Source organism: Nonomuraea sp. SYSU D8015, assembly GCF_008065375.1.
GTDB lineage: Bacteria > Actinomycetota > Actinomycetes > Streptosporangiales > Streptosporangiaceae > Nonomuraea.
Genome location: NZ_VJYI01000043.1, coordinates 1 through 20,041 on the forward strand (window position 1 = coordinate 1; position 20,041 = coordinate 20,041).

The 20,041-nt window shown below is 67.2% G+C and carries 17 protein-coding genes; 6 read left to right on the plus strand and 11 right to left on the minus strand.

Going from position 1 to position 20,041, the window contains the following annotated elements:
• The 3 genes from ID574_RS57240 to ID574_RS57250 form a co-directional block, all read right to left on the minus strand.
• Nucleotides 1–327 (minus strand): helix-turn-helix domain-containing protein (locus ID574_RS57240; RefSeq protein WP_188197495.1); only part of this gene is annotated, 327 nt, incomplete at its 3' end.
• Nucleotides 328–725: 398 nt separating this feature from the next.
• Nucleotides 726–2,084, minus strand: a complete 1,359-nt coding sequence (locus ID574_RS57245; RefSeq protein ID WP_223168148.1) for a DUF2254 domain-containing protein — start codon at nucleotides 2,082–2,084, stop codon at nucleotides 726–728.
• 167 nt (nucleotides 2,085–2,251) lie between these two features.
• Nucleotides 2,252–3,262, minus strand: a complete 1,011-nt coding sequence (locus ID574_RS57250; protein WP_188197497.1) for an SDR family oxidoreductase — start codon at nucleotides 3,260–3,262, stop codon at nucleotides 2,252–2,254.
• 361 nt (nucleotides 3,263–3,623) lie between these two features.
• Here ID574_RS57250 and ID574_RS57255 point away from each other — a divergent pair, with 361 nt between their 5' ends.
• From ID574_RS57255 to ID574_RS57265, 3 genes are all read left to right on the plus strand, one after another.
• A complete protein-coding gene (locus ID574_RS57255; protein ID WP_223168149.1) occupies nucleotides 3,624–4,628 on the plus strand; it encodes a S1C family serine protease in 1,005 nt (334 codons plus the stop codon).
• A gap of 462 nt (nucleotides 4,629–5,090) precedes the next feature.
• Entirely contained in the window at nucleotides 5,091–5,474 is a 384-nt protein-coding gene (locus ID574_RS57260; RefSeq protein WP_188197498.1) for an isoamylase early set domain-containing protein, read from the plus strand.
• A gap of 12 nt (nucleotides 5,475–5,486) precedes the next feature.
• Nucleotides 5,487–5,804 carry a hypothetical protein gene (locus ID574_RS57265; RefSeq protein ID WP_188197499.1) on the plus strand — a complete coding sequence of 106 codons (318 nt, stop codon included), beginning with the start codon at nucleotides 5,487–5,489 and terminating at the stop codon, nucleotides 5,802–5,804.
• A 772-nt stretch (nucleotides 5,805–6,576) separates the two neighbouring features.
• On the opposite strand, the gene ID574_RS57270 is transcribed toward ID574_RS57265, so the two are convergent.
• The 4 genes from ID574_RS57270 to ID574_RS57285 all read right to left on the minus strand — a co-directional run bounded on the left by ID574_RS57270 (nucleotide 6,577) and on the right by ID574_RS57285 (nucleotide 12,945).
• Entirely contained in the window at nucleotides 6,577–7,902 is a 1,326-nt protein-coding gene (locus tag ID574_RS57270) for a sensor histidine kinase (RefSeq protein WP_188197500.1), read from the minus strand.
• Between the two features lie 594 nt (nucleotides 7,903–8,496).
• Nucleotides 8,497–10,734 carry an MMPL family transporter gene (locus tag ID574_RS57275; protein WP_188197501.1) on the minus strand — a complete coding sequence of 746 codons (2,238 nt, stop codon included), beginning with the start codon at nucleotides 10,732–10,734 and terminating at the stop codon, nucleotides 8,497–8,499.
• Complete coding sequence (locus ID574_RS57280; protein ID WP_223168150.1) at nucleotides 10,731–11,123, minus strand: hypothetical protein; 393 nt, start codon at nucleotides 11,121–11,123, stop codon at nucleotides 10,731–10,733. Before ID574_RS57280 ends, ID574_RS57275 begins: the two co-directional genes overlap by 4 nt.
• A gap of 1,228 nt (nucleotides 11,124–12,351) precedes the next feature.
• Nucleotides 12,352–12,945 carry a DUF6262 family protein gene (locus tag ID574_RS57285; protein WP_223168151.1) on the minus strand — a complete coding sequence of 198 codons (594 nt, stop codon included), beginning with the start codon at nucleotides 12,943–12,945 and terminating at the stop codon, nucleotides 12,352–12,354.
• 98 nt (nucleotides 12,946–13,043) lie between these two features.
• Between ID574_RS57285 and ID574_RS57290 the strand changes: the two genes are divergently transcribed.
• The 3 genes from ID574_RS57290 to ID574_RS57300 all read left to right on the plus strand — a co-directional run bounded on the left by ID574_RS57290 (nucleotide 13,044) and on the right by ID574_RS57300 (nucleotide 15,242).
• Nucleotides 13,044–13,277: a hypothetical protein gene (locus ID574_RS57290; RefSeq protein WP_188197503.1), complete on the plus strand. Its 234-nt coding sequence runs from the start codon at nucleotides 13,044–13,046 to the stop codon at nucleotides 13,275–13,277.
• Between the two features lie 346 nt (nucleotides 13,278–13,623).
• Nucleotides 13,624–14,829, plus strand: a complete 1,206-nt coding sequence (locus ID574_RS57295; protein WP_188197504.1) for a hypothetical protein — start codon at nucleotides 13,624–13,626, stop codon at nucleotides 14,827–14,829.
• Complete coding sequence (locus tag ID574_RS57300; protein WP_188197505.1) at nucleotides 14,826–15,242, plus strand: hypothetical protein; 417 nt, start codon at nucleotides 14,826–14,828, stop codon at nucleotides 15,240–15,242. Before ID574_RS57295 ends, ID574_RS57300 begins: the two co-directional genes overlap by 4 nt.
• Before the next feature lie 36 nt (nucleotides 15,243–15,278).
• Here the strand turns inward: ID574_RS57300 and ID574_RS57305 are convergent, their stop codons facing one another.
• The 4 genes from ID574_RS57305 to ID574_RS57320 form a co-directional block, all read right to left on the minus strand.
• Complete coding sequence (locus ID574_RS57305; protein ID WP_188197506.1) at nucleotides 15,279–15,824, minus strand: hypothetical protein; 546 nt, start codon at nucleotides 15,822–15,824, stop codon at nucleotides 15,279–15,281.
• Between the two features lie 775 nt (nucleotides 15,825–16,599).
• Nucleotides 16,600–17,265 carry a class I SAM-dependent methyltransferase gene (locus tag ID574_RS57310; RefSeq protein ID WP_188197507.1) on the minus strand — a complete coding sequence of 222 codons (666 nt, stop codon included), beginning with the start codon at nucleotides 17,263–17,265 and terminating at the stop codon, nucleotides 16,600–16,602.
• 434 nt (nucleotides 17,266–17,699) lie between these two features.
• A complete protein-coding gene (locus tag ID574_RS57315) occupies nucleotides 17,700–18,824 on the minus strand; it encodes a DnaB-like helicase N-terminal domain-containing protein (protein ID WP_188197508.1) in 1,125 nt (374 codons plus the stop codon).
• A gap of 51 nt (nucleotides 18,825–18,875) precedes the next feature.
• A complete protein-coding gene (locus ID574_RS57320; RefSeq protein ID WP_188197509.1) occupies nucleotides 18,876–20,039 on the minus strand; it encodes a DnaB-like helicase N-terminal domain-containing protein in 1,164 nt (387 codons plus the stop codon).
• Between the last annotated feature and the right edge of the window lie 2 nt (nucleotides 20,040–20,041).

Below are 20,041 nucleotides of genomic sequence, written 5' to 3' on the forward strand. Positions count from 1 at the left end.
GGACTTCGCCCGCCGCGCCCACCGCTGCAGCACCGCCCGTTCCTCGTCGGTGACCGTCAACTCCGCCTTGGGCCGCCCCGTGCGGGCCTCATCGACCAAGGCGCCCAGCCCGCCCTCGGCGAAGGCGGCACGCCATTTACGCACCGTGCCCACGGCGATGCCCAACTCCCGCGACACCTGCGCGTTACTGGATCCCGGCTCCGCACAGGCCAGCACGATCTTCGCCCGGATCGCCACCCGCGACGGCTCCGCGGACATGCCGATCAGCCGAGCCCGCTCAGCCTCGGTCAGATGGATCTCCACTGCCGGCGGTCCTGAATGCGCCATGTCCGCCAGCATATGAACTTAACCGACAAATTTCAGGCGCATGACACTAGCGATGCGGGACCACGTTGCCTCGCCGTCAACCTCGCCGTCAACCTCGCCGTCAACCTCGCCGTCAACCTCGCCGTCAACGGCGATTTACCCTCATCGATCAGACCACTACTACGCGTAAGTTGTGAAAGCGGATTTGTTCTGGGAGCGAAAAGCCGAATCTGTGATACGTGGGCGTCCGGCCTCGGAGCAGGAAGGCCGGACGCCACGTCCATGTACTGCGCTACCGGACGTCGACGCCGCCATGACGGAAGCGGCGTACGGGCTGGAGAAGTCGATCGCCGGTGCTGCGCGGCGCAGGCGGGTCGCCAGCTGCGCGGCCGCGCCGACACCGGCGCTCGACTGTTTCCTCAGGTGGAGCGGGTCTCGCCACTGCGGTCGACAAAGCCGGCACGAACCTGTCCAACCAGGACGAGGCGGACGCGTTCAGCCATGTCGTGCACCTGTTCGGCGTCGTGGTCCGCGATGGAGGCGGGGAGTTCGGCGATGATATAGCAGACCTGGCGTTCTATCTCCGTCCGGTGCTCGTCATTCCGCGCTGCGGCGGCGACGTCGCGCAGCATGGCCAGCAGCGCCTTCAGCACCGTCGGCTCGGCTGCTCCGTAGCGGCGGACCTGTCCGCAGGCCAGCTCCAGGTAGTAGCGCAGATCCCGATCGGGTACGACCACGCGACCCCGCCCGGCCGCGTCGGTGTGGAGGGTGGGGCCCAACTTTCGCCCGCACAGGGTGACGAGCAGGTCGGCCATGTGCCCGATCGCGTGCGTGGCCGTGACCGGGTCGTTGATGGCCGGGGACAGGGCCTTGACGGCGATGTCCTCCAACTGGCGGAAACCGAAGGCGGCGTCCTGGTCGACGGTACGTTCGTAGTCGAAGTTCAGGGCATCGTGCACGGCTTCGAACACGGATGGGGCGGGCTTGCGAGTGTGGACGAGGCTCCACACCGAGGCCACCGGTGTGCCCTGGACGATGTGATCCCCGGCCCGCACGTCTACTCGTACGAACGCGTCTGCCCGCTCGCAGGCCCGTACCAGCTCGTCGACGTGTATGTAGCGTAGGAAGCCGCTGCGCCTGGCGATGACCGGCTCGCCGAAGTCAGGGTCCATGCCGTGGCCGGCCCCGTGGGGGGACTGGGGCCGCTCATCGCCGTAGGCAGGGTAGAAGGTGGCGATGGTACGTGCGGTCTCGTCGTGCACGGTGAGCATCATGGTGTCCACGCGCAGGACTCTGGTGATGTGGCTGATGAAGGCAATAACCGACGCCAGCGAGGCCAGACCCAGCCCGAAGGCGACCAGCAGCGCCAGTTCGGGCAGCGGCTCCTCCCGGTGCAGACTACGAAGCACGGTCAGCGCGTAGACGAAGGTGCCGACCAGCAAGGCGAGCACGGCTTTGGTGACGCGGTCGCGGATGAAGTCGCGCAGCAGCCGCGGGGAAAACTGTTGCGAGGCCAACTGCAACGCCACCACCGTCAAGGTGAAGGTCAGCGCCGTCACCGTGATCACGGCGGCGGCAATCACCTGGAGCATGGCGGTTGCGGCATCGCTGTCGCCTGGCCACAGCTGGCGGACGCGGGGGCTGTACATCGAGGGGTAGAGCGCCACCAGGCCCATCGCCAGCAGCCAGCCCACGACCGCACCTCCTGTCGGCCACGTCCACAGCTCCGCCCAAGGACCTCGCGCCCGGCGGGCACCGGTCGTCAGACTCCACCTCATGCCGGGGTCCTACCCTCATGCAGCCACCGCACCAGGCGGTACGGGCGCCAGTGCCGGCCCAGGCCAGGATGGTGATGACCACGGGGATACCGCGGCTCGGCTAGCCGCTACAACAACACCTACAGAACCGTCGTTCCTGCGGTGCGTGCCGAACCCGTGGGCGGTTTTCACCGCTTGGTGACGGCACGCAAGGCGGCGATGCCGGTGGCGGCACCTGCCACCACGAGAAGGCCGCGATGCTGTGAGGCCCACAGTTGAAGGCTGCGGGCCTTGGCGCGCTGGTCGAAGCTGCCGTGCGCGCCGAAGTCGCGTTCGAAGTCGGCTGCCTCCCACAGATTGGCGATGCCGGTGGGAGGGCCGCTGGTCTGCTGCGAGTTCATACCGGTGCGGGCGAGATAGCGGTCGAGCAGAGCGGGTGCGAGCTTTTGCGCCAGCACCGTCATGGCGGTGCTGCCGCCGACCCAGAACTCCCGCCGCTGCGGGTGCTGGGCGGCATACAGCAGAGCGTGCGCGGCCACCTCGGGCTGGAAGATCGGCGGGACTGGTTGCGGATGGCGGCGTAGCCGCGACAGCACCCAGTCGAACTGCGGGGTGTTGAGCGCGGGCAGCTGCACCATGGTGATCTTCACCCCGCTGCTGTCGTGCAGCAGCTCGGTCCGTAGCGACTCGGTGAAGCCCTTGATGGCGTGCTTGGCGCCGCAATAGGCGGACTGCAGCGGAATCGAGCGGTAGGCCAGCGCGGATCCGGCTTGGACGATCACTCCGCGGTCACGTCCGCGCATCCGCTCCAGAGCCACCCGGGTCCCCCATACGTATCCGAGGTAGGTCACGCGCGTGGTCCGCTCGAACTCCTCCGGCTTGACGTCGATGAAGCGTGCGAACACCGATGAGAAGGCCACATTCAGCCAGACATCGATGTCTCCCAGCTCACGCTCGACCCGCTCGGCCGCCTCCTCGACCTCGTGATAGTGAGCCATGTCGGTGGGCACCGCCAACGCCGTCCCGCCGGCCAGCTCCACCTCCCTGGCCGCGGCCTCCAGTCCGGCCTCACCACGGGCGAGCAAGGCGACCTTGGCACCCTGACGGCCGAACAGCCGAGCCGTCGCACGGCCAACGCCTGCGCTGGCTCCAGTGACGACGACGACCTGCCCGGCCAGTGACGATCTCTGGTCGGTCATCTGACTTCCTCCTCAGCGCCACCATCGGTCAGTCAACATGCGTCGTGCGCTTTCCCCCGGGGCGCACGCTCATACCCACCACCGCCGTGTGGCGAGCCAGATGATCACCAGGCGGTGGTTGACCGCGGCCGTTGGGGCCGGGATGTCGTCGGGGTCTGCGCCCCTCACCGACTTGGCGCGCTCCCGCCCTGCCGGACTGCGACGCCAAGCACCCGGGAGGCACCCGCCGGGGGCGGGGCACCATCACCGCCTCACCGGTTAGGTCCCGTGCGTGAGGGCAAAGGCACGGCTGGACCCGAGGCGGCCAGATTGTCCGGAAATCCGGGAGGGCGGACCGATCTCCTTCAGGAAAGGAGCCAGCGTGCCAGCGTTCCGACTGCTCGCAGCTCTGGCGATCGTGGCTGGTCTGATGAGCTGCAGCACCCAAGCCCCCACGGCGACGCCGAGCCGGGCGGCGGCCGCCCCGCAGGACACCCTCTCCCGGATCCCGGGAATCGTGCGGAAGGTGGAGCCGTCGGTGGTGACCATGTTCGCCGGAGACTCCCTCGGCAGCGGCGTGGTCTACCGGCAGGACGGCGTCATCCTCACCAACCAGCACGTCGTCGACGGGCGGGAGGAGGTGCGGATCGCCTTCGCCGACGGGACCCTGGTGGACGGCCGGGTGCTGGCGGCCGACGCCAGGACCGACCTGGCCGTGGTCAAGACCGAGCGGACCGGGCTCCAGCCGGCGACCTTCCAGCGGAGGCTGCCCGTTCAGGGCGAGCTGGTCCTGGCCTTGGGAAGCCCACTGGGCTTCGAGAACACGGTCACGGCGGGCATCGTGTCCGGCCTGGACCGCGAGGTGCCGGGCTCGGCCCTCGCCGGGCGCGCACTCGTCGATCTGATCCAGACCGATGCCGCGATCTCTCCGGGAGTTTCCGGCGGCGCCTTGGTGAACGCCCGCGGCGAGGTCGTGGGCATCAACGAGGCCTACATACCGCCTCAGGCGGGCGCGGTGTCCATCGGATTCGCCATCCCGGCCGCCACCGCCACCTGGGCGGCCGACCAGCTTCTGGCCAGGGGCCAGGTCGTTCACCCCTTCCTCGGCATCAGCCTGCGGACGCTGACTCCCGAGATCGTCCAATCCTTCGACGTGGAGACGGAGGCGGGCGCGATCGTGACCGGCGTGGTGGCGGGCGGCCCCGCCGCCGATGCCGGACTCCAGCCGGGCGATGTGATCACGAGCTTGTCTGGGCAACCGGTGCGAAGCACCGAGGACGTGCTGGACAAGCTGCGCGAGGTCCGCCCCGGCACACACATCTCGCTGGAGGTATGGCGGGACGGCGAGGCCAGGAAGGTCACGGTCACCGTAGGCGAGCGCCCCTGACAGAGCGGTCCGCCACCACCACGTCGGTGGAGGAAGTCGGCCAGGGTCGAGTAAGCCACCGCGAGCGCGGTAAGAGCGAAGACTTTCGGGACGCAGATGGTCCCCACGAGCAGGGCCACCGCGAAGATGCTGAAAGGGTTGGTGTCGTGCCGCGGAAGGTCGCCGATCTCCTCGTTGGCCGATGCCGCTCCTCTGCCGGGGGCAGCCGATCGAGACAGCAGCCGGCATCCTCCCTCGTCACCGTGGCACAGCAAGCAGGAGAGTTGGGGCAAGGGCCCGGCAAGTGTCGATCAACGGCTCCTTGTCCGGCGTCGTGGCGAAGCGCCCCGGGCGCACACGGCGGCGTGCACTGGATAAAAGAGCTGCCGGCTCCGGACCTGGCTGTGCCCGATGGTCGGCGCTGCGATCAGCCGCAGGCATGCGCCGAACCGCGGCAGACGGCAAAGGTAGGAGGAGAACGCGGTGATTCGACAGGACGAGCCGGCCAAGGACGGGCTGGTCGCCGTCACCTTCACGCTGCCTGCCGACATTCCCGGGCACATCTCGGTCGTGGGCGACTTCAACCACTGGGATCCCTACGCCCATCCGATGCGGCGCACCGAGCACGGTGTCCACACCGCGGTGGTGCGCCTGCCGCAAGGCGCCAGCATCTGCTTTCGCTACCTGGCCGAAGGCGGACGCTGGTTGGACGATCCGGACGCCGGCTCCCGTGACGATCGCGGCTGCATCCTGCGTGTTTCGAGCGCCGCCAGCGGGAACGGGGAAGGTCAGGCGCGTCGGCGTCGCGGCGAGGACCGCCTGCGCGGCGCCGACGTGAGACTCCCGCCGGAATACTTCGCCGGATAAGAGGCCGCGAGCGTGGGCGAGCACCCCGATGTGATCGCCGTACTGTTCACCGACCACCGCGAGGTCGAGCAGGTGTTCACCGAACTAGAGCAGCTGCGCGGCGCCGCCCAAGCCGACGGGCAGAACCACCAGCAGGTCAAAACACTGGCCGAACGCGCCGTCATCCAGCTGGTCCGCCACTCGGTGGCTGAGGAGGACGATGGACCTGGCCGAGGCTCGGCCAGAAGGCAAGCTGGGAAGCGGCCCGGTCACCGACTTCATGAGCGGCTGGGGTCTGGCTGCCGAGGGTGGACGACGGCTGATCTGGATCAGTCGTCGCTGCGAGGGTAGATGTGAAGACCCTCATGGTTGAGCGGTAGTACGCAGCGGCGTCCGGCCTCGTCGAGGTGGTCACAACGCTCAGCTTCCATGCGCCGGGGGAGCGGCTCGGTGCTCAACGGAGGTCTCCAGCGATGGGTGTGCCCCCGCCTGCCTGGATTCCGAAGAGGCAGGCGGGGGCAGGCGCGGCCACGACGGGGGCACGGGCCGCGCCATAGGGAAGGGCTAAGCACGCTGACGCTATCTCCGACGCGGCGTCGTAAGGTCGCGCCGCCGCAACAATCGCACGTCCGATCCGTCACAGTAAGGGGGGATGGAGCTACCATGAGTAACCCTCATGAGGGCGATCACGAGTCTCCTCCGGCGCGCGGCAGGCGCCTCAGTGTTCACCTGTCGCTGCCAGGACCGTTGGCCGTCCTTGAAAGGTGCGGGCCCCACCTCTGCAGTGGCGCTGGGCGCCCGCGTGGACGCGGGCGCAGTGCAGTCGTTCTCCCTGAATGCGCCGGGCGTCGAGGACCGCTGGCTCTGTGAGGATGCGCCAGATGTGCTGGGAAGGGCTGACCGCCGTGCCGGCTTCGGCTTCCCGGTGGCCTGCGCAGGCAGCCAGGAAGAGCAACGTCATGCTCGTCGGCGCGCCCAGGGAGAGCTTGACTTGGCAGGCGCCCTCCGGCTGATGGCCGAGCTGGTCGTGGAAGGTCGAGGTGCTGCGCGCGTGGAGACCTCACCCGCTGACCGGGCAGTGGCTGAGGTCTACGGGATGGTGAGTGGGCGGTAGGGCTTGATTTCACTCCGACCGGGCGGGCATCCGTAGGACGAACCGGGCGCCGATGTCGGAGTCCTCGATGCTGAGCGTGCCATTGTGGGCGGTAGCAATCTCACGGGCGATGGGCAGGCCGAGGCCTGTGCCACCGGCGTCACGGCCGCGTGCGGCATCCAGGCGAGTGAAGCGCCGGAAAACGATCTCTCGCTGCTCAGGCGCGATGCCCGGGCCGTCGTCACGGACCTCTAGCACCGCTTGCTCGCCCTGCCGGCACACGGTCACGACGATGCGGCTCTCGGCGTGCCGCTCTGCATTGTCCAGCAGGTTGGTCAGCAAGCGGACCAGTTGCAGCCGATCACCGGTGACCACCACGCCAGGCTCCACCGTGGTGACGACCTGCTTCGACCGCGGCCTGAGCGTCTCGGTACCGACGAGCTCGCCCAGATCGACTCTGTCGTAGCGGAGTGGAGCTCCGGCGTCCAGTCTGGCCAGCGTGAGCAGGTCTGTGACGATGGCCTGCAGGCGCTCCAGGCTGGCCAGCAGGCCATCGCTCAGCTGACGCCAATCGGCGTGTTCGGGATGGAGCATGGCCTCCTCGAGTTGCGCGCGCATGGCGGTGATCGGGCTGCGTAGGTCGTGGGAGGCGTCGGAGGCGAATCTGCGCTGCTGTTCCATGGCCGCCTGCTGCTGCTCCATGGCGCTCTGCTGCTGCTCCAGCGCTGTCTCCAGCCGCTCCAGTGTCTGGTTGGCGGTCTTGGCCAAAACGGCGATCTCATCGTCCACCCGCTCCGGCACGGGCACGCGCATTCCGCCGCCGTCCGCGGTGATTTCGGCGAGCCTGGTGGTGATCCGGCTCACGGGCGCAAGTGTTCTTGCCACCACCCGCGATACCCCGAACCAGGTGAGTCCGGCCAATGCGACCGTGAGACAGATCTGGAAGATGAGCACTTCGGGGCTGACGTACCAAGGGACCGCCGAGTCGAAGGCGTAGATGATCCAGTCGCCGCCTGGCTGATACACGCGCATGGCGACCACGAGCTTGCACTGGCCGTCAAAGGCGGGCAGGCCGCAGAGCCGTGCGACGTCGTAAGGACGGCCGGCACGGGGGATTGCCGCCGTCTGCTGCGGCATGCCGGCCAGATTCGCCGTCGAGGAGACCACCTGACCGGCCGGGTTGATGACCTGGATACCGTCGAGATCGCTGGAGATTGTCCGGGGCAGCCGGTTGAGCTTGATGCGTTCCAGGATGGGCAGAACCTTGTCGGTCATCTGGTGTGCCCTGATGTCGACGGCCGCGTTCCGGACGGCGTACAAGACGAACCCGCTGACGACAAGGTTCACCACCACCATGGCGATGCTGGCCCAGAGCGCCAGCCGTACCCGCAGCGATCCACCCACCGTGTGATCACGTGCCTCCTCTCGATATGGAGGAGATCACAGCCGGTGCGGTCGCTCCCAATTCAGGGAGATTCCCCAGCACATACCGCCAAGACGGGCGATGGCGACAACCGCCGGGCCACTTGGCCTGGACCGGTGAGCACGCCGTGCACGGCGACAACAACGATCATCAAGGGAAAGGCCGAGACGGTTCCGCAGAACGCGGTCACAGCGGCTGATGGGGTGAGCCGTTCCCGCACCGCCTCCTGCCGCACCCACGTGGCCATCTCCACCCCGACGTGAACATTCACTGCCACCAACGTCCGAGGATCGGTGCTGTGCGGATCCGTCCGTATCTGGGGCTGAGCTTTGCGCGCCGGCTTGGCGACCACCAGTCGGTCAAGCCGATCTCTTTCCGCTGCCGTGCGTTCATGCGGCGTGTGCGAGGCTGCTGAGCGCGGCGTGCACGGCCGCGCCAGCGGGTGAGGGTCGCCGGACGGCGGTGCCGAGACAGCCGTACCTGCGCTCATGACTTCCGCCCAAACCTCCTGGCGCTCGGGTTGGCCGTTAACGGTCCGGTTCCCACCCGAAGGTGCGGCCCGGCCAGCCGCTGATCCGCCTTACGAGGCCGAGAAGCGTGGGGAGCATCAGCGAGCGGACCACGATCACGTCGAGGAGGATGCCCAAGGCCATCGCGAAGGCGAGTTCGTGGAAGGGCCGCAGCGGGACAATGGCCAGCAGTCCGAAGCTGGCGGCGAGCGTGACGCCGGCGGCGGTGATCGCCCTGGTCGACTGGGGGACGGCGACGATGATGGCCCTGCGAAGGCCGAGGTTTCTTGCCTCTTTCCACACATGGCCGATACCGAAGATGTTGTAGTCGGAGCCCAGGGCTACCAGCAGCACACCTGCGGCGAAGGGGACATAGAACGTCAGCCCGGCGTGGCCGAAGACCGTCTGGAACAGATGCACGGCGAGGCCCAGCGAAGCCGCGACCGACAGGACGCTGCTGGCCAGCAGATACAGCGGGGCGACAAGGGCGCGCAGAAACACCACCAACACCAGCAAATTGACCAAGATGGCGGCCACAGAGATCCGCACGAGGTCATTGGTGGTCTCCGCGACGATGTGCGCGGCGATGGCGGTGTCACCCGCCACGCCGGCCCGGACGCCGCCCAGCCCGGACTGCGCCAGCATCTCCGGCAGCCGATCCTGCAGGCGGTTGACCGTTTTGATCGCGGCCGCCCCCAGCGGTTCGTCATCCAGGATGATCAGATAACGGGCGGCGTGCCGCTCCCGGGAGAGCAGGATGCCGGCCTCGACCGCCGGCAGGCGCTCCCCGGGAGCGATCACGCCGGCCACGCCGGGCAGGCGCCTGAACCGGTCGCCCAGCTTGGCCAGCTCAGTTGGTCGCTCGGCGATCCCGTCTCCCTCGAGCAGAACCACCGTGGGCGACAGGATGCCGGGAGCGAAAGCCTGTTGCGCGGCGACGGCGGCCCTGCGCACCGGGTCGCCGGCGGGCAGCGAGCCGACGAAGTCAAGCCCTAGCCGCATCTTTCCGATGGGCAGCGCCGCCAGCACAAGCGCCAGGATGCAGGCCGACGCGACGACGGCGGCCGGCCCACGCCGGGTCAGCACGCGCATGATGCGGGACTCGCGGGCTCGATCGGCCGGGCCGGCGCGGCCCGCAGTCCGCGGCACCCCATACCGCCCATGAAGGAACGGCCAGAACAACCACCGCCCGACGATCGCCATCAGCGCGGGAACGAGCGTGATCGCGACGAGAAGGGCCACGAGCACGGCCAGCGCCATACCCGGGCCGAAGGCGCGAAACAACTGGGATCGCGTGACCAGCAATGAGGCCGTGCCCGCCGCCACGGTGACCCCCGCGACCGCCACGATCGGCCCGAACTGCACAGCCGAGCGGCAGGCGGCCTCCAGCCGTGGACGGCCCTCCGCCAGCCGGGCGCGCAACCCGGACAGGAAGAAGATGACATAGTCGGTCACGATGCCGAGCTGCAGCGCCACCAGCAACGGCTCCAGTTCGGCCGGCATCGGCACCCCCAGCAGCCGCGCCGCGACCGCGGCCAGCCGGATGGTCAGCACAAACGCAAGGCCCGAGACCAGCAAGGCCAGCAGCGGTGCCGCCACCGATCCGAACGTGACGCACACGATCAACGCGATCACGGTGACAGTGGCCAACTCCACCAGAGGCAGATACCGCTCGACAATGCGTTGCTGCTCCACCCTCGCCGGCACCGAGCCGGTCACGCCCACGTAGGCGTCATCGGGCTCCAGATGACGTTCGGCGAATCGTTCGGCTGCCTCCATCTGGTAAGCGAACCCGGCCGTCGGCGGCATCAACAGATAGGTGACCACGCCCGTGCCGCGTTCGTTCGATTCCAGCAACCCCAGTGAATTGCTCAGCGGCAGCGCGCCCAGGATCGGCCCGGCCTCCTCGAACTGCCCGCGCAGCAGCCCCATCGCCAGGGCGACCGGCTCCGCCTGCGCATACGGGGACAGCCCGGCCGGGTCGTGCTGCACGATGACCGTACGGCCCAGCAGAGGGAAATCGAACAGCTCGACGGCTCTGCGCTCCATCTGCACCGCAGGCGTGTCCAGCGGCACCAGCCCTTCGATACCTCCTCCTCGCGTCTGGGACACATCCGGGAGGACGAACCACGAGACTGCCGCAGCGGTCACCCAGAACCCCACGACCAGGTACCGGAAGCGGACGACGACGCGGGCATATCGCGCCGCGAGGCGTCCCGCCGGGGAGCCTTCCGTACCAGGTGCCGGCACGCTCATGTGCCGGATTCTGATCGCGGGGGAGACTTGCCCGCCTGTCGCCGCTCCCGCCGCGCCGGGAGATAACAGCCGAGCATCGCGACTGTCGGGATCAGGGCGATCGCCAGACCCACAAGAACACCGAGCCGACGCAGGTTGCTCTTCGCCTCGTGCCCGCTCGTCACAATGCGCTCCGCAGCTTCCCGGACCTGCCGGGCAAGCGCGCCCGGCCCCTCCCCGACGACGGGCAACTCGGCGATCGTTTCCAGAGCACGCCCTGCGCTGCCGATCGCCTGGCCCGAAGTCACGATGGTCTCGCCGAGATGCGACAGCTCCCACAGCGACAGCGCCGTCCATGATCCGATCACGAGCCAGAACACCGCCCAGGCCGCCATCAGGCCGTCGAGCATCCGGACGGTCGCGGAGCCGCTCCGTCGAAACGAGGCACTCACCGGTCGGGTCCTTTCTCCTGGCCACGGGACCGCCTTCACCGCCCGGTATGCCCCTGCCCGTCGGGGGGTATGTGACGCTCCGTCATCAATGCCATGACTTTGCTGACAGCACAGGAGGGGGAGATGCCCGTGAACGAGGAGCCTGGCGGCCCCCGCGGGCACGATCGGACGGAGTCCTCCGGGCGGGAAACAGGCGAGATCCGAGAACGTGCCACCAGCAAGCGCAGGCCCGGAGTCCGGGTGGTGTTGTGGACCGTGTCCGTCATGGCATTCCTGCTGGGCGTGGCCACAGGCGCCCTCATCACCAGCGTGGGCTTGCAGAGGCCGCCGGGCGAAACCGATGGGGACCCAGGTCCGGCCACGGCCGAACCCACAGCCCCGCGCTCTCCCGCCGCCACCGTGCCGCCTGGACGTGAAGTGAGCGTACCCGGGGAGTGCCTGGCCGCCCTCGACCGCGCTGAGCAGGCGATGGAAACCATCCGCCGCGGCCTGCGGGCGCTCACCGATCTCGATGGGCCGCAACTGGAGCGCGTCATCGACCAGTTGCAGCGCATCCAGCCGGAATACCAAAGGCTGGCCGAGCGGTGCAGAGCCGAAGCGGAGGTCCGCACCCCCGAGCCGACCATAACCTCCTCCTTACCCGCAAGACTTGTCGTCCCGCGAGGGTCTGGCGTTCGAGGCCCTCGGCGGCCACAAACCGGAGGAAGAGGCGCCCCGGTTTGAGAGGGGTGGCGGAGGGAGGGCCGCCTGATCATGCCCGAGTGGTTCCAGGCGGGCGGGTGGGGGCTGCTGGCCGGGTGCGCGCTCGTGCTTGCCACGCTGGCGGGATAAGTGGTTCGGATGTCGGAGCGGCTGATCGCGTCGGTGATGGCGTTCGGCGCCGGAGTGCTGATGTCCCCGGATCGTTCGAGCTGATCGACGAGGCGCACCAACGCGCAGGACTGGCACCCAGGGTGGCGAGAGCCATCTCCGGCGCCGTCCTCTACCGTCTACAACGTCCTGCTGGCCCGCCGCGGTGCGAGAACATCGTAAGCGCTCCCGTGGGCGACAGCCGCCAGAACAGGAGCAGGAGATCCGTCGAGCACCGCGCCCAGTTTACGCCTTTGCTTAGTTCACCTATGTTACTTACCGGTAACCATACAGAATCTTGAGTCTGTCAGGTTAAGCGCATACAGGCACAAACCGCTCAGTCCAGTCCGGTCGCCTCCCCATGCAAACATCCAAGCTGCCGCCTCAAGATCAAGTTTTCGCCGTGCGCACGCTCTAGCGCCTCACGCAACGCGGCCATCTCCAGTCGGTGCACACGCTTCAACCGGGCGATCTCAGCGGTCAGCGCCAAGACCACGTTGTCGCTGGCTGCACCTTCGCACCCGTCTGCGCGGGCCCTCTCAGCGCGAGGCGGCATGCGCCGTTGCCGGAGCTGTTCAATACGCCGACGCAACATCGGATGACCGTACAAGAAGGAGTGGGAGACGCCGGCCTCGCGCTGCACCGCCTGGAATGTCACCGGCGCATCCTGCTTGATCAGGCGTTTTATCGCCGACTCGGCGGCCGCCAGCTTGCTCTCGGACTTGCGCCGCGCGGCTGCGGCCAGCGCGTCGACCCGCCGCTGGCGCCGCTCGCCGCGGCGGCTTCCGTCGAGCCCTCGCTCATGTCCGGCCCCGTCGGTGGCGTGTGGTGTCGATCGCGACAGGAACCGGTCCGGCGCTGGTGGGCGCGCCCGCACCCTGAATCGCCCGGCCCGGCGTTGCTGGCGGTGATGGCGGACCTCAGGTCGCACAGGAAAGACCTTCCATGATCCAAGAGAAGAAAGTCGTTGCCCGACACGCCCACACAAACCTGGAACCGTGAACCGTAGTTACGCCATGATTAGCGACCATGAGCGGACGGAAGCCTGGCCCCCCGGCCACAGTCGTGCATCGATACTCGCAGTCGATCACCGACGCCGAGCTGCTGCGCCTGCTGAAGGCCCGGCAAGCTCAGGAAGGCGGCTCGTTCGCCGCCACGGTGGAGCGTGTGCTCCGCGAAGCGCTCAAGCCCAACAACAGGTCCGAGCCCAGCGCTCAGGAGGAACTGCCGCTCGGCCGCAACGACGAGATGGTGGCCGCCTAGCCAGTACGGCGGGCGTGCCGAGGAGATGAAACCCGTGCAACAAGAAAGCCCCGCCGGAGAGCGGGGCGTTTCCTGACGAGCGATCCACTACGTCGTTCGGCTCCCACATGGTTTCGCAGGCCCTGTGAGCTGAGCGACAAGGAGGATCGTCCGGCTGATATGACCGCGTCGGCCTGACTGGCCGCCCGCGGGCTTTGTTGTGCCTCCATCTAGCACCGGAGACTCCGCCATTATGGCATCTGAACGTGGGGCCATGCCAGCATGCCCCCAAACGGGAAGTATGGCGTGTCGGACACGCGCCATCAAAACGCCCAACCACCGGCGCCGATCCGGGGTGCGCTGGACGGTGTTCACCGGCATATCCAACACCCAGGACCTGTTCGGGCAACCTTCGCGGGCGCTCATCGCCTCCGCAGTGCCGCGCGGGATGCGCCGAGCCGGCTCGCAGAATGCATGGCTGCGCACCCTGAAGGAAGACCCCGAGGTCCTGGAGTTGCGCTGCGACGGCTTCAGCAACTTGATGTTGGTCGCCAACGTCATCTGCTGGCATGCGGACTGGAGCACGATGTGCTCCCGCCCGACCGTCCATCGGATCGTCGAGCGCACAGGGCTGGCCAAACCAACCGTGAAGCGGTGGGTGCGCTGGCTGCGGGAACGCGGCTGGCTCGGCACCGTCGAGCAGGGAAGCACCTGCCGGTTCCGCAAGAACACCTGCGCAGGCCTGGTCGATGACGGATTCGGCAACAGGGCTGCTGTATGGGTGCTGTGCGTGCCACGCCGCACCGCCGCCGACCGCCGTAGCAACCACACGCAAGATCATGGCGTTGACCAGCAGGAATGCAGAAGTGATCCCCCTTCCGCTTCTTCACGTAGTGAAGAAGCGATCGATCCCACGCGCGCAGGCGAGAGACGCCGCCGCTCCCGTGAGCATTCCCGTATTTCGCCGACATGGCACCTGCACCGCACGCCGAGGACCAAACGCGACAGACTCGCAGCCTGCGAACGACTCCGACGTGAGTCACCCGTGTACCGCCTGATGACGCCGTGGTACCTGCGATGGCTCCTCAAGATCTTCCTCGACGCTGGGGCCACCCCCGCTGACCTGCTGCACGGCCTGGACGTACGGGACGACGGCAGCCACTGGACGTACACGTGGAAAAGCATCCGCGAGATCCGACACCCCGCTGGGTGGGTGATGCACCGACTGTCAGCGTGGATCGGTCCGAACGGCCAGGTGCTGCCGCTGCCGTCCCAGCGCCGGGCGGCGGCCGACGCTCGGCGGCGCGCTGAACAGGAAGCGCGGCGGCGGGAGTGGGAGGCGACGGCCCAGGCGGCCGGCTACGTGCCCGGCCTTGGCCCTGCCACCGACGCCGTCGAAAACGAGGCCGATCTCGAGGATCCTGCGGCGACTCCCGCCGGTCCGGCGACCGGGCCGAACGAGGCGTTCCGGGCGGCGCGTGCGGAGATGGAGCGCCGCTGCCAGGAGAAGGCGGCGCTCGAGGAGGAGATGATCGCCGAATGGAGGGTGCAGCGGGCCCGGAGGGTGTCATGACCGACGCGAAGCAGTGGGCGGCCCTGGCCCGCGAATGGCTGGCCCTCTCCTCACCGCGAGCCGCGAAGGCGATGCAAGAGCGTGAGCAGGAGGCCGCGAGGCAGCGTCGCGCATCGCGGTCGGGTGACATCTGGCGGGGGAACCGCGCCGATCAGGCAGCCGCGCGGGACCTGGCACGGGTGCGCTGGGCAACAGAACCCGAAGCGGCGGCCGAACTGAGCCCGGAGCAGATCGAGGCAGCACAAGAAGCGCTGGCACGGGCCACGGCACTGGCCCGTGCCAGGGAACGGGCGCGGCGGGAGAAAGCCGACCGCGCTGACGGCAAGCATGCTAACGATCCTCAGGAGGACGGGGATATACGGCCAAGAGGCAGCCCGCCGCACGCTGCTGGAGGTGATCAGACAGTCGCGTAGGTGGTGCTCAAGTTGGGACTACTGGCTGTGCCCTGATCACTTCTCATCACGGGCGAGGGAAGCCCGGTGATCGGAGACTATGCCCAGCAGGCGATGAGCTTCAGCTCGCTGATCTTCTCGATGAGCGTGCGCACCAGCCTGCCACAGCCTCTCGATCGCGTGGTCAAGATCCTCGACGTCGCCGCAGGCGTCGAATCGCCGAATGTACAGCATCTCCAAGTCCGTCCGTGCTCCGGCGTTACCGGAGTTGTCCGGCGGCATCGCATCCACCACACGTAGCCGGATCATGATGGCCGCGTCCAACACCTCCGGACTTTCGGTCCGTGAGGCGTCAATATCGAGCAACGCCGCATAGCTATCCAAAGCCCACTGCGCGGCAGGCTCAACCTCGGTAGGCGCCCCTTGTTCCAACGCAGCGTCGACCACCTCACGCATCTGGGGAGCCACTCGGTCAGCGTCAAGCAAGGCAACCAAGGTAAATAGCGGGGCCGCGGCCTGATACTCGTACCGCTCCGCTGGCTCTGCCGCCAATGCCTGGCAGCGAATCATGTGCATCAAGGCAACATCGGCGACGATGTCCACCTTCACCTCAGCGACGCCCAACCGCTGCCCAGACAGCCCAATCGGGACGGCCTCGTTCAGCGCATCAGCGGCCAGGGCAAGCACCGCGGGTTCGAGGACGATTTGCTCGTCCTGCTGCTCGATGGCTTCCTGAAGCCGAGCCCTTCAGAGCGCCCCGAACGGTCGCGGATGGTGGATCATCGGCGAGGTTTTCCCCCTCTGTGACTCGGCCGACAGCGCTCGGCGCCCTGCAAAGGGGGCCGGATCCTTCTGCGTCCACGCGTGTTCTCTTCGGATACCTTACTGAACCGCGTCCTTCTCCCACAGCGGCCGCTCGCATGCTAACCGCGACAGACTGGAGGGGCGTGACACTTGATGGACAGTCCGCAGCATTGCGGCGACCCAATGCGGAAACCCCTCCCCTTGGTCGCCTGATAACTTCAAGTCGGCCGGATGCCCCAGAGGAGCTCGACCAGTAGCGCGATTGCCGCCACTCCGCAAGGGTCAGGTGACATCCGAGCCGACCATTGATCATCGCGTGACCTCGTACTGGCGCTTTGTGTCCTTGCGCAGGAAAGATGACAGTTGCCAATGCCAACGAACTGGGCATTGACAACTAGCGTGGGGCGGGTTGGACGGCATTTCGCTCAACCCACTTGTCATGTTCTTGGCGGAGCCAGCGCATGATGGGGTCCCCGATCGTTGGCCTGGGCGGATAGGGCTCGTCGAGCCGTCGCCCGATCTCGTCGAAGTCGGCGGCGAAGTCTTCGCGGGGAGGTCGGTCAGGCTGGGTTGCTCACTCCATGTGTGCCACGATCGCACGGCGGAAGAGGAGGTATGCCTGCGGGAAGCCCCGCTTGGGATCTTCCTCCGGGGAAACGACTAGCCTTGCTACCTCTGTAAGCCCGGTACCTAGGAGCAGTTCGGCAATGCGGTCAGGCGAATACCTGTAGGCGAGTGACACAGCGTGGTCGAATGACTCGGCCAGCTTGGTGGCATCGTCGTAGGCCGGGAAGCCGAGCAGCAGATGGCCCCCGGGCGCGAGCACGCGGTGGAACTCGGCGAACGTTGCGGAGAGCCGTTCGGGCGGGGTGTGGATGATGGAGTAGTTGGCGAGGACACCGGCCAGAGCAGCGTCCTCGACCTTGAGAGCATCCATCACTCCGACCTCGAAGCGCAGTTCCGGATGCAGGCTCCGAGCCAGCCCGATCATCTCCGGCGACAGGTCCACACCGAAGGCGGTCACGCCGAGGGAATGTAGATGAGCGGTGACATGGCCGGGGCCGCATCCCACGTCTGCCACCAAGCCGCCGCCGTGGGCTTGGATCAGCCCGACGAAAACGGGGATCATTGCATGGTTGAATGGGTTGGCGCGGTAACGCTCAGGGATGTCCTCGGCATAGCGAGGAGCGACGGCGTCGTACGCTGCGCGGGTGGCGGTGAGAAAGTCCGGCTTCGTCATAAGCAGTCATGTTAGGGCCTGGCTGGCAGATCATGATCTTGTTTCCCTACATCTGACGGCCGCGAGACGACGATCGAACGGCGTAGTCGATGAGGTCCCTCACTCCAACGAGGCAGAACGCCAATCGCGACCAACATGACAAGATCAACGATCAACTGCCAACTTCATGACACCATGCATGAGTAATTGCCAACTTCGGTGAGCAACGACACTTTGCCTGATTCCCAATATGCGATCTTGGCAGAAACGATCTTCCTGTGGTGCATGCTGCCCGGCGAACGCGTGACCCGGAAGGGGAATCCATCCAGGAGGGGGCCGCGCGACTCCTCGGCAGTCTCAGCGGCTTCTGGAGCTTTAGGCGAGGGACAACTCGTCCAGGTGTATGCCTTGCGTCGCCGCCAGGGACAAAGAAGCTGGGCAGCAAGGGTTGTGCCTCAGATCGTGGATGCCGCTTGTGTAGTCTGCCGAACGGATGCCTGGTCATCGGGCGCCTGGTATGCCGCGCTGTAGCGGCGGTGACGCCGTTGGAGATCGTCCACCTGAGAGGCCGCCAGGTGCAGGATCTGCGACGTGGGCACGCTGTGATCGGCGAGTGCCGCGGTGAGTGTGCCAGCGATGGTGGCGGCATGTTCCAGAGTTGCGGCCTGTTGGATCTCGGCGGCTAAGACGGAGGCCACGTCAAGGGGAATCCGGTCGAAGCGGCGGAAGAAGTCTTTGCTGCTCACGTCGCCGGCGTCAAGGATCTGCGCCCGGCGTCCAGCCCACATCACGGTGAGAACGTCGATGGGTGTGCCGCTCTCGTGCATCGAGAGCAGCAGGTCGTAGAGCTGGCCCGCGAAGGGTGTGGCGAAATCGGTTCTGTGCAGGAACGTTGCAACTTCGGGGATGTCGTTCGGGCAGTTGATCAAGAGGGTGAGGAGCCGATCATCTTGGTCGATGCGTTCAGGGGATGGGGTTGATACTGGTGTTGCGGTTTGGACGCTGGTTGGTTCCCCGTGGGACAGAGTGCGTGTCTTGAGCTGACTGGCCAGATAGCCGATGTTCGTAGCAGCGTCGAGTACTTCGGACAGATGGCCACGGCCGTCCTTGATGACTTCGATGGTCTCGGCCAGCCGGTGGGTGTAGCGGGCTACGGCGCGGCGGGCGTCGGCTTGCACGACCATGTGCCCGTAGGCGACGGCATGATCTGGCTGAGGGCAGACGTGCATGAGGGTGTGGAGTTGGGGGGCGTCGATGCCGTACGGAGCGAGGCGCTCATAGACGTCCATGGCAAGTTGCTTGAAGGAGATGGTCGGCTGGGCGGTGATGAGCTCGTCGATAGTCTTGAAGATCAGTTGATGGTGTGCTCCGAAGAAGTCAGAGGCACGAAGCCACGGCTTGACCTCTTGCAGTTGCTCTGGCTGAAGGAGCAGGGCACCGAGCAGGGCCTGCTCGGTGCGGGTGTCGAGCCAGGTGGCCGCCACTTGGTCGGCGGCCTGCTGGACCAGCGTGGCGATGTCATGGGGAGAGGAGGGGGCATGCGGCGTGGGGCTGTGGGCAGCCACTCCGGGCTCGGTCATGCCCTTTCTCCTTGGTACAGATCCGACGGGGCCTGATGGACGCGAAGCGCATCAGGGTGCGGCGCTCGCCGGGGCGGTGCGTTGCTGTGGGGTCGCGGGGGTCGGGCCGGGATCGGGCGGAGTGTAGACGTGGGTGTCCCCTGCGGTGATCTGGCGGGAGGTGGTGTAGCGGCTGACGGTCGCCTCGATCTGGGTGAGCGCGGTGATGGCGGTGCCGAGGGCTTCGTCGGCGCGGCCGCGGGTGACCTCGTCGATGAGCTGCTCGACGTGTGTGTTCACGGCGGCGACGAGGGCCGGTTCGATCACTTCGCGGGCGAGGATGACGGCTGCTGGGGCCTCTTCCTTGCAGGCGGTGATGAAGCGGTCGGCGGCTGCCCCGTCGATGGGTTGGTGGCGATGAGCTTCGTAGAGAACGGTGATCGCGTCGATGGGTTCGGCACGGGTGGTGAGCGCCAGCAGGGCCTCGTAGAAGGCGGCAGCGTGTGGAGTGGTGAAATCTTCGGGGCGGAGCCACTGTGTCTCGACGAGCTGTTGAGGGTCTTGAACGAGGGAGGCCAGGAGTTGGAGCTCGCGTTGCTCGCTTTCGCTCGCGCGGGCGGGGCGGCGCATCCAGTTGGGCAGCATGTCGGTCAGGCGTGATCGGGCCTGGGAGGTGGTGGCGGTGCTGTCCTCGGCTTGATGCTGCCGCTCGCCGCTCGGTGGTGCGGCGGCGTGTGCTTCTTCGGCTTCCCCGGGGCCGGGTGGTCCCAGTTGCTGCCAGCGTTGGGCCAGGTTGTGCAGCGTTTCGCGCATCTGGTCGATTTGTTGCTGGGTTTGGGCCAGGCGCTGCGGTGTGGCCCCGGCGAATTCGGCGGCGATGCGCTGCGCGTGGGTGATGATGGCGCGTCGGTGGTCTCCCTCCATGACCATGAGGGCGTAGCGGAGTGCCTGATCGGGGGCCTGTGTGCTGGCGGCGAGCTGCTCCAGCCACCGTCGGTCGTGTCCGGTTTGCGTGGCGTGCTGAAGGATGGTCGTGTGGAAGGCGTTCCAGCCGTCGATGGTGTTGAGGTCGTTGTTTTTGGCGGCCTCGATCAGTGCGTGGTAGAGCATGCGATGGGCGGCGAGGCCGAAGTCGACGGCCCGCAGGCCGGCCAGCTGTTCCACGTCGCGGATTTGGCGTGGGTCGCGCAATAGGGAGCCCAGCAGGGCACGCTCGGCGTATTCGTCGGGGGTCACGG

Excerpts from the sequence above, each read along its gene's own strand:
- ID574_RS57245 (WP_223168148.1), bottom strand. The coding sequence starts at position 2,084 with ATGAGGTGGAGTCTGACGACCGGTGCCCGCCGGGCGCGAGGTCCTTGG.
- ID574_RS57250 (WP_188197497.1), bottom strand. The coding sequence starts at position 3,262 with ATGACCGACCAGAGATCGTCACTGGCCGGGCAGGTCGTCGTCGTCACT.
- ID574_RS57270 (WP_188197500.1), bottom strand. The coding sequence starts at position 7,902 with ATGGTGGTGGTGAACCTTGTCGTCAGCGGGTTCGTCTTGTACGCCGTC.
- ID574_RS57275 (WP_188197501.1), bottom strand. The coding sequence starts at position 10,734 with ATGAGCGTGCCGGCACCTGGTACGGAAGGCTCCCCGGCGGGACGCCTC.
- ID574_RS57280 (WP_223168150.1), bottom strand. The coding sequence starts at position 11,123 with ATGCTCGACGGCCTGATGGCGGCCTGGGCGGTGTTCTGGCTCGTGATC.
- ID574_RS57290 (WP_188197503.1), top strand. The coding sequence starts at position 13,044 with ATGAGCGGACGGAAGCCTGGCCCCCCGGCCACAGTCGTGCATCGATAC.
- ID574_RS57300 (WP_188197505.1), top strand. The coding sequence starts at position 14,826 with ATGACCGACGCGAAGCAGTGGGCGGCCCTGGCCCGCGAATGGCTGGCC.
- ID574_RS57310 (WP_188197507.1), bottom strand. The coding sequence starts at position 17,265 with ATGACGAAGCCGGACTTTCTCACCGCCACCCGCGCAGCGTACGACGCC.
- ID574_RS57315 (WP_188197508.1), bottom strand. The coding sequence starts at position 18,824 with ATGACCGAGCCCGGAGTGGCTGCCCACAGCCCCACGCCGCATGCCCCC.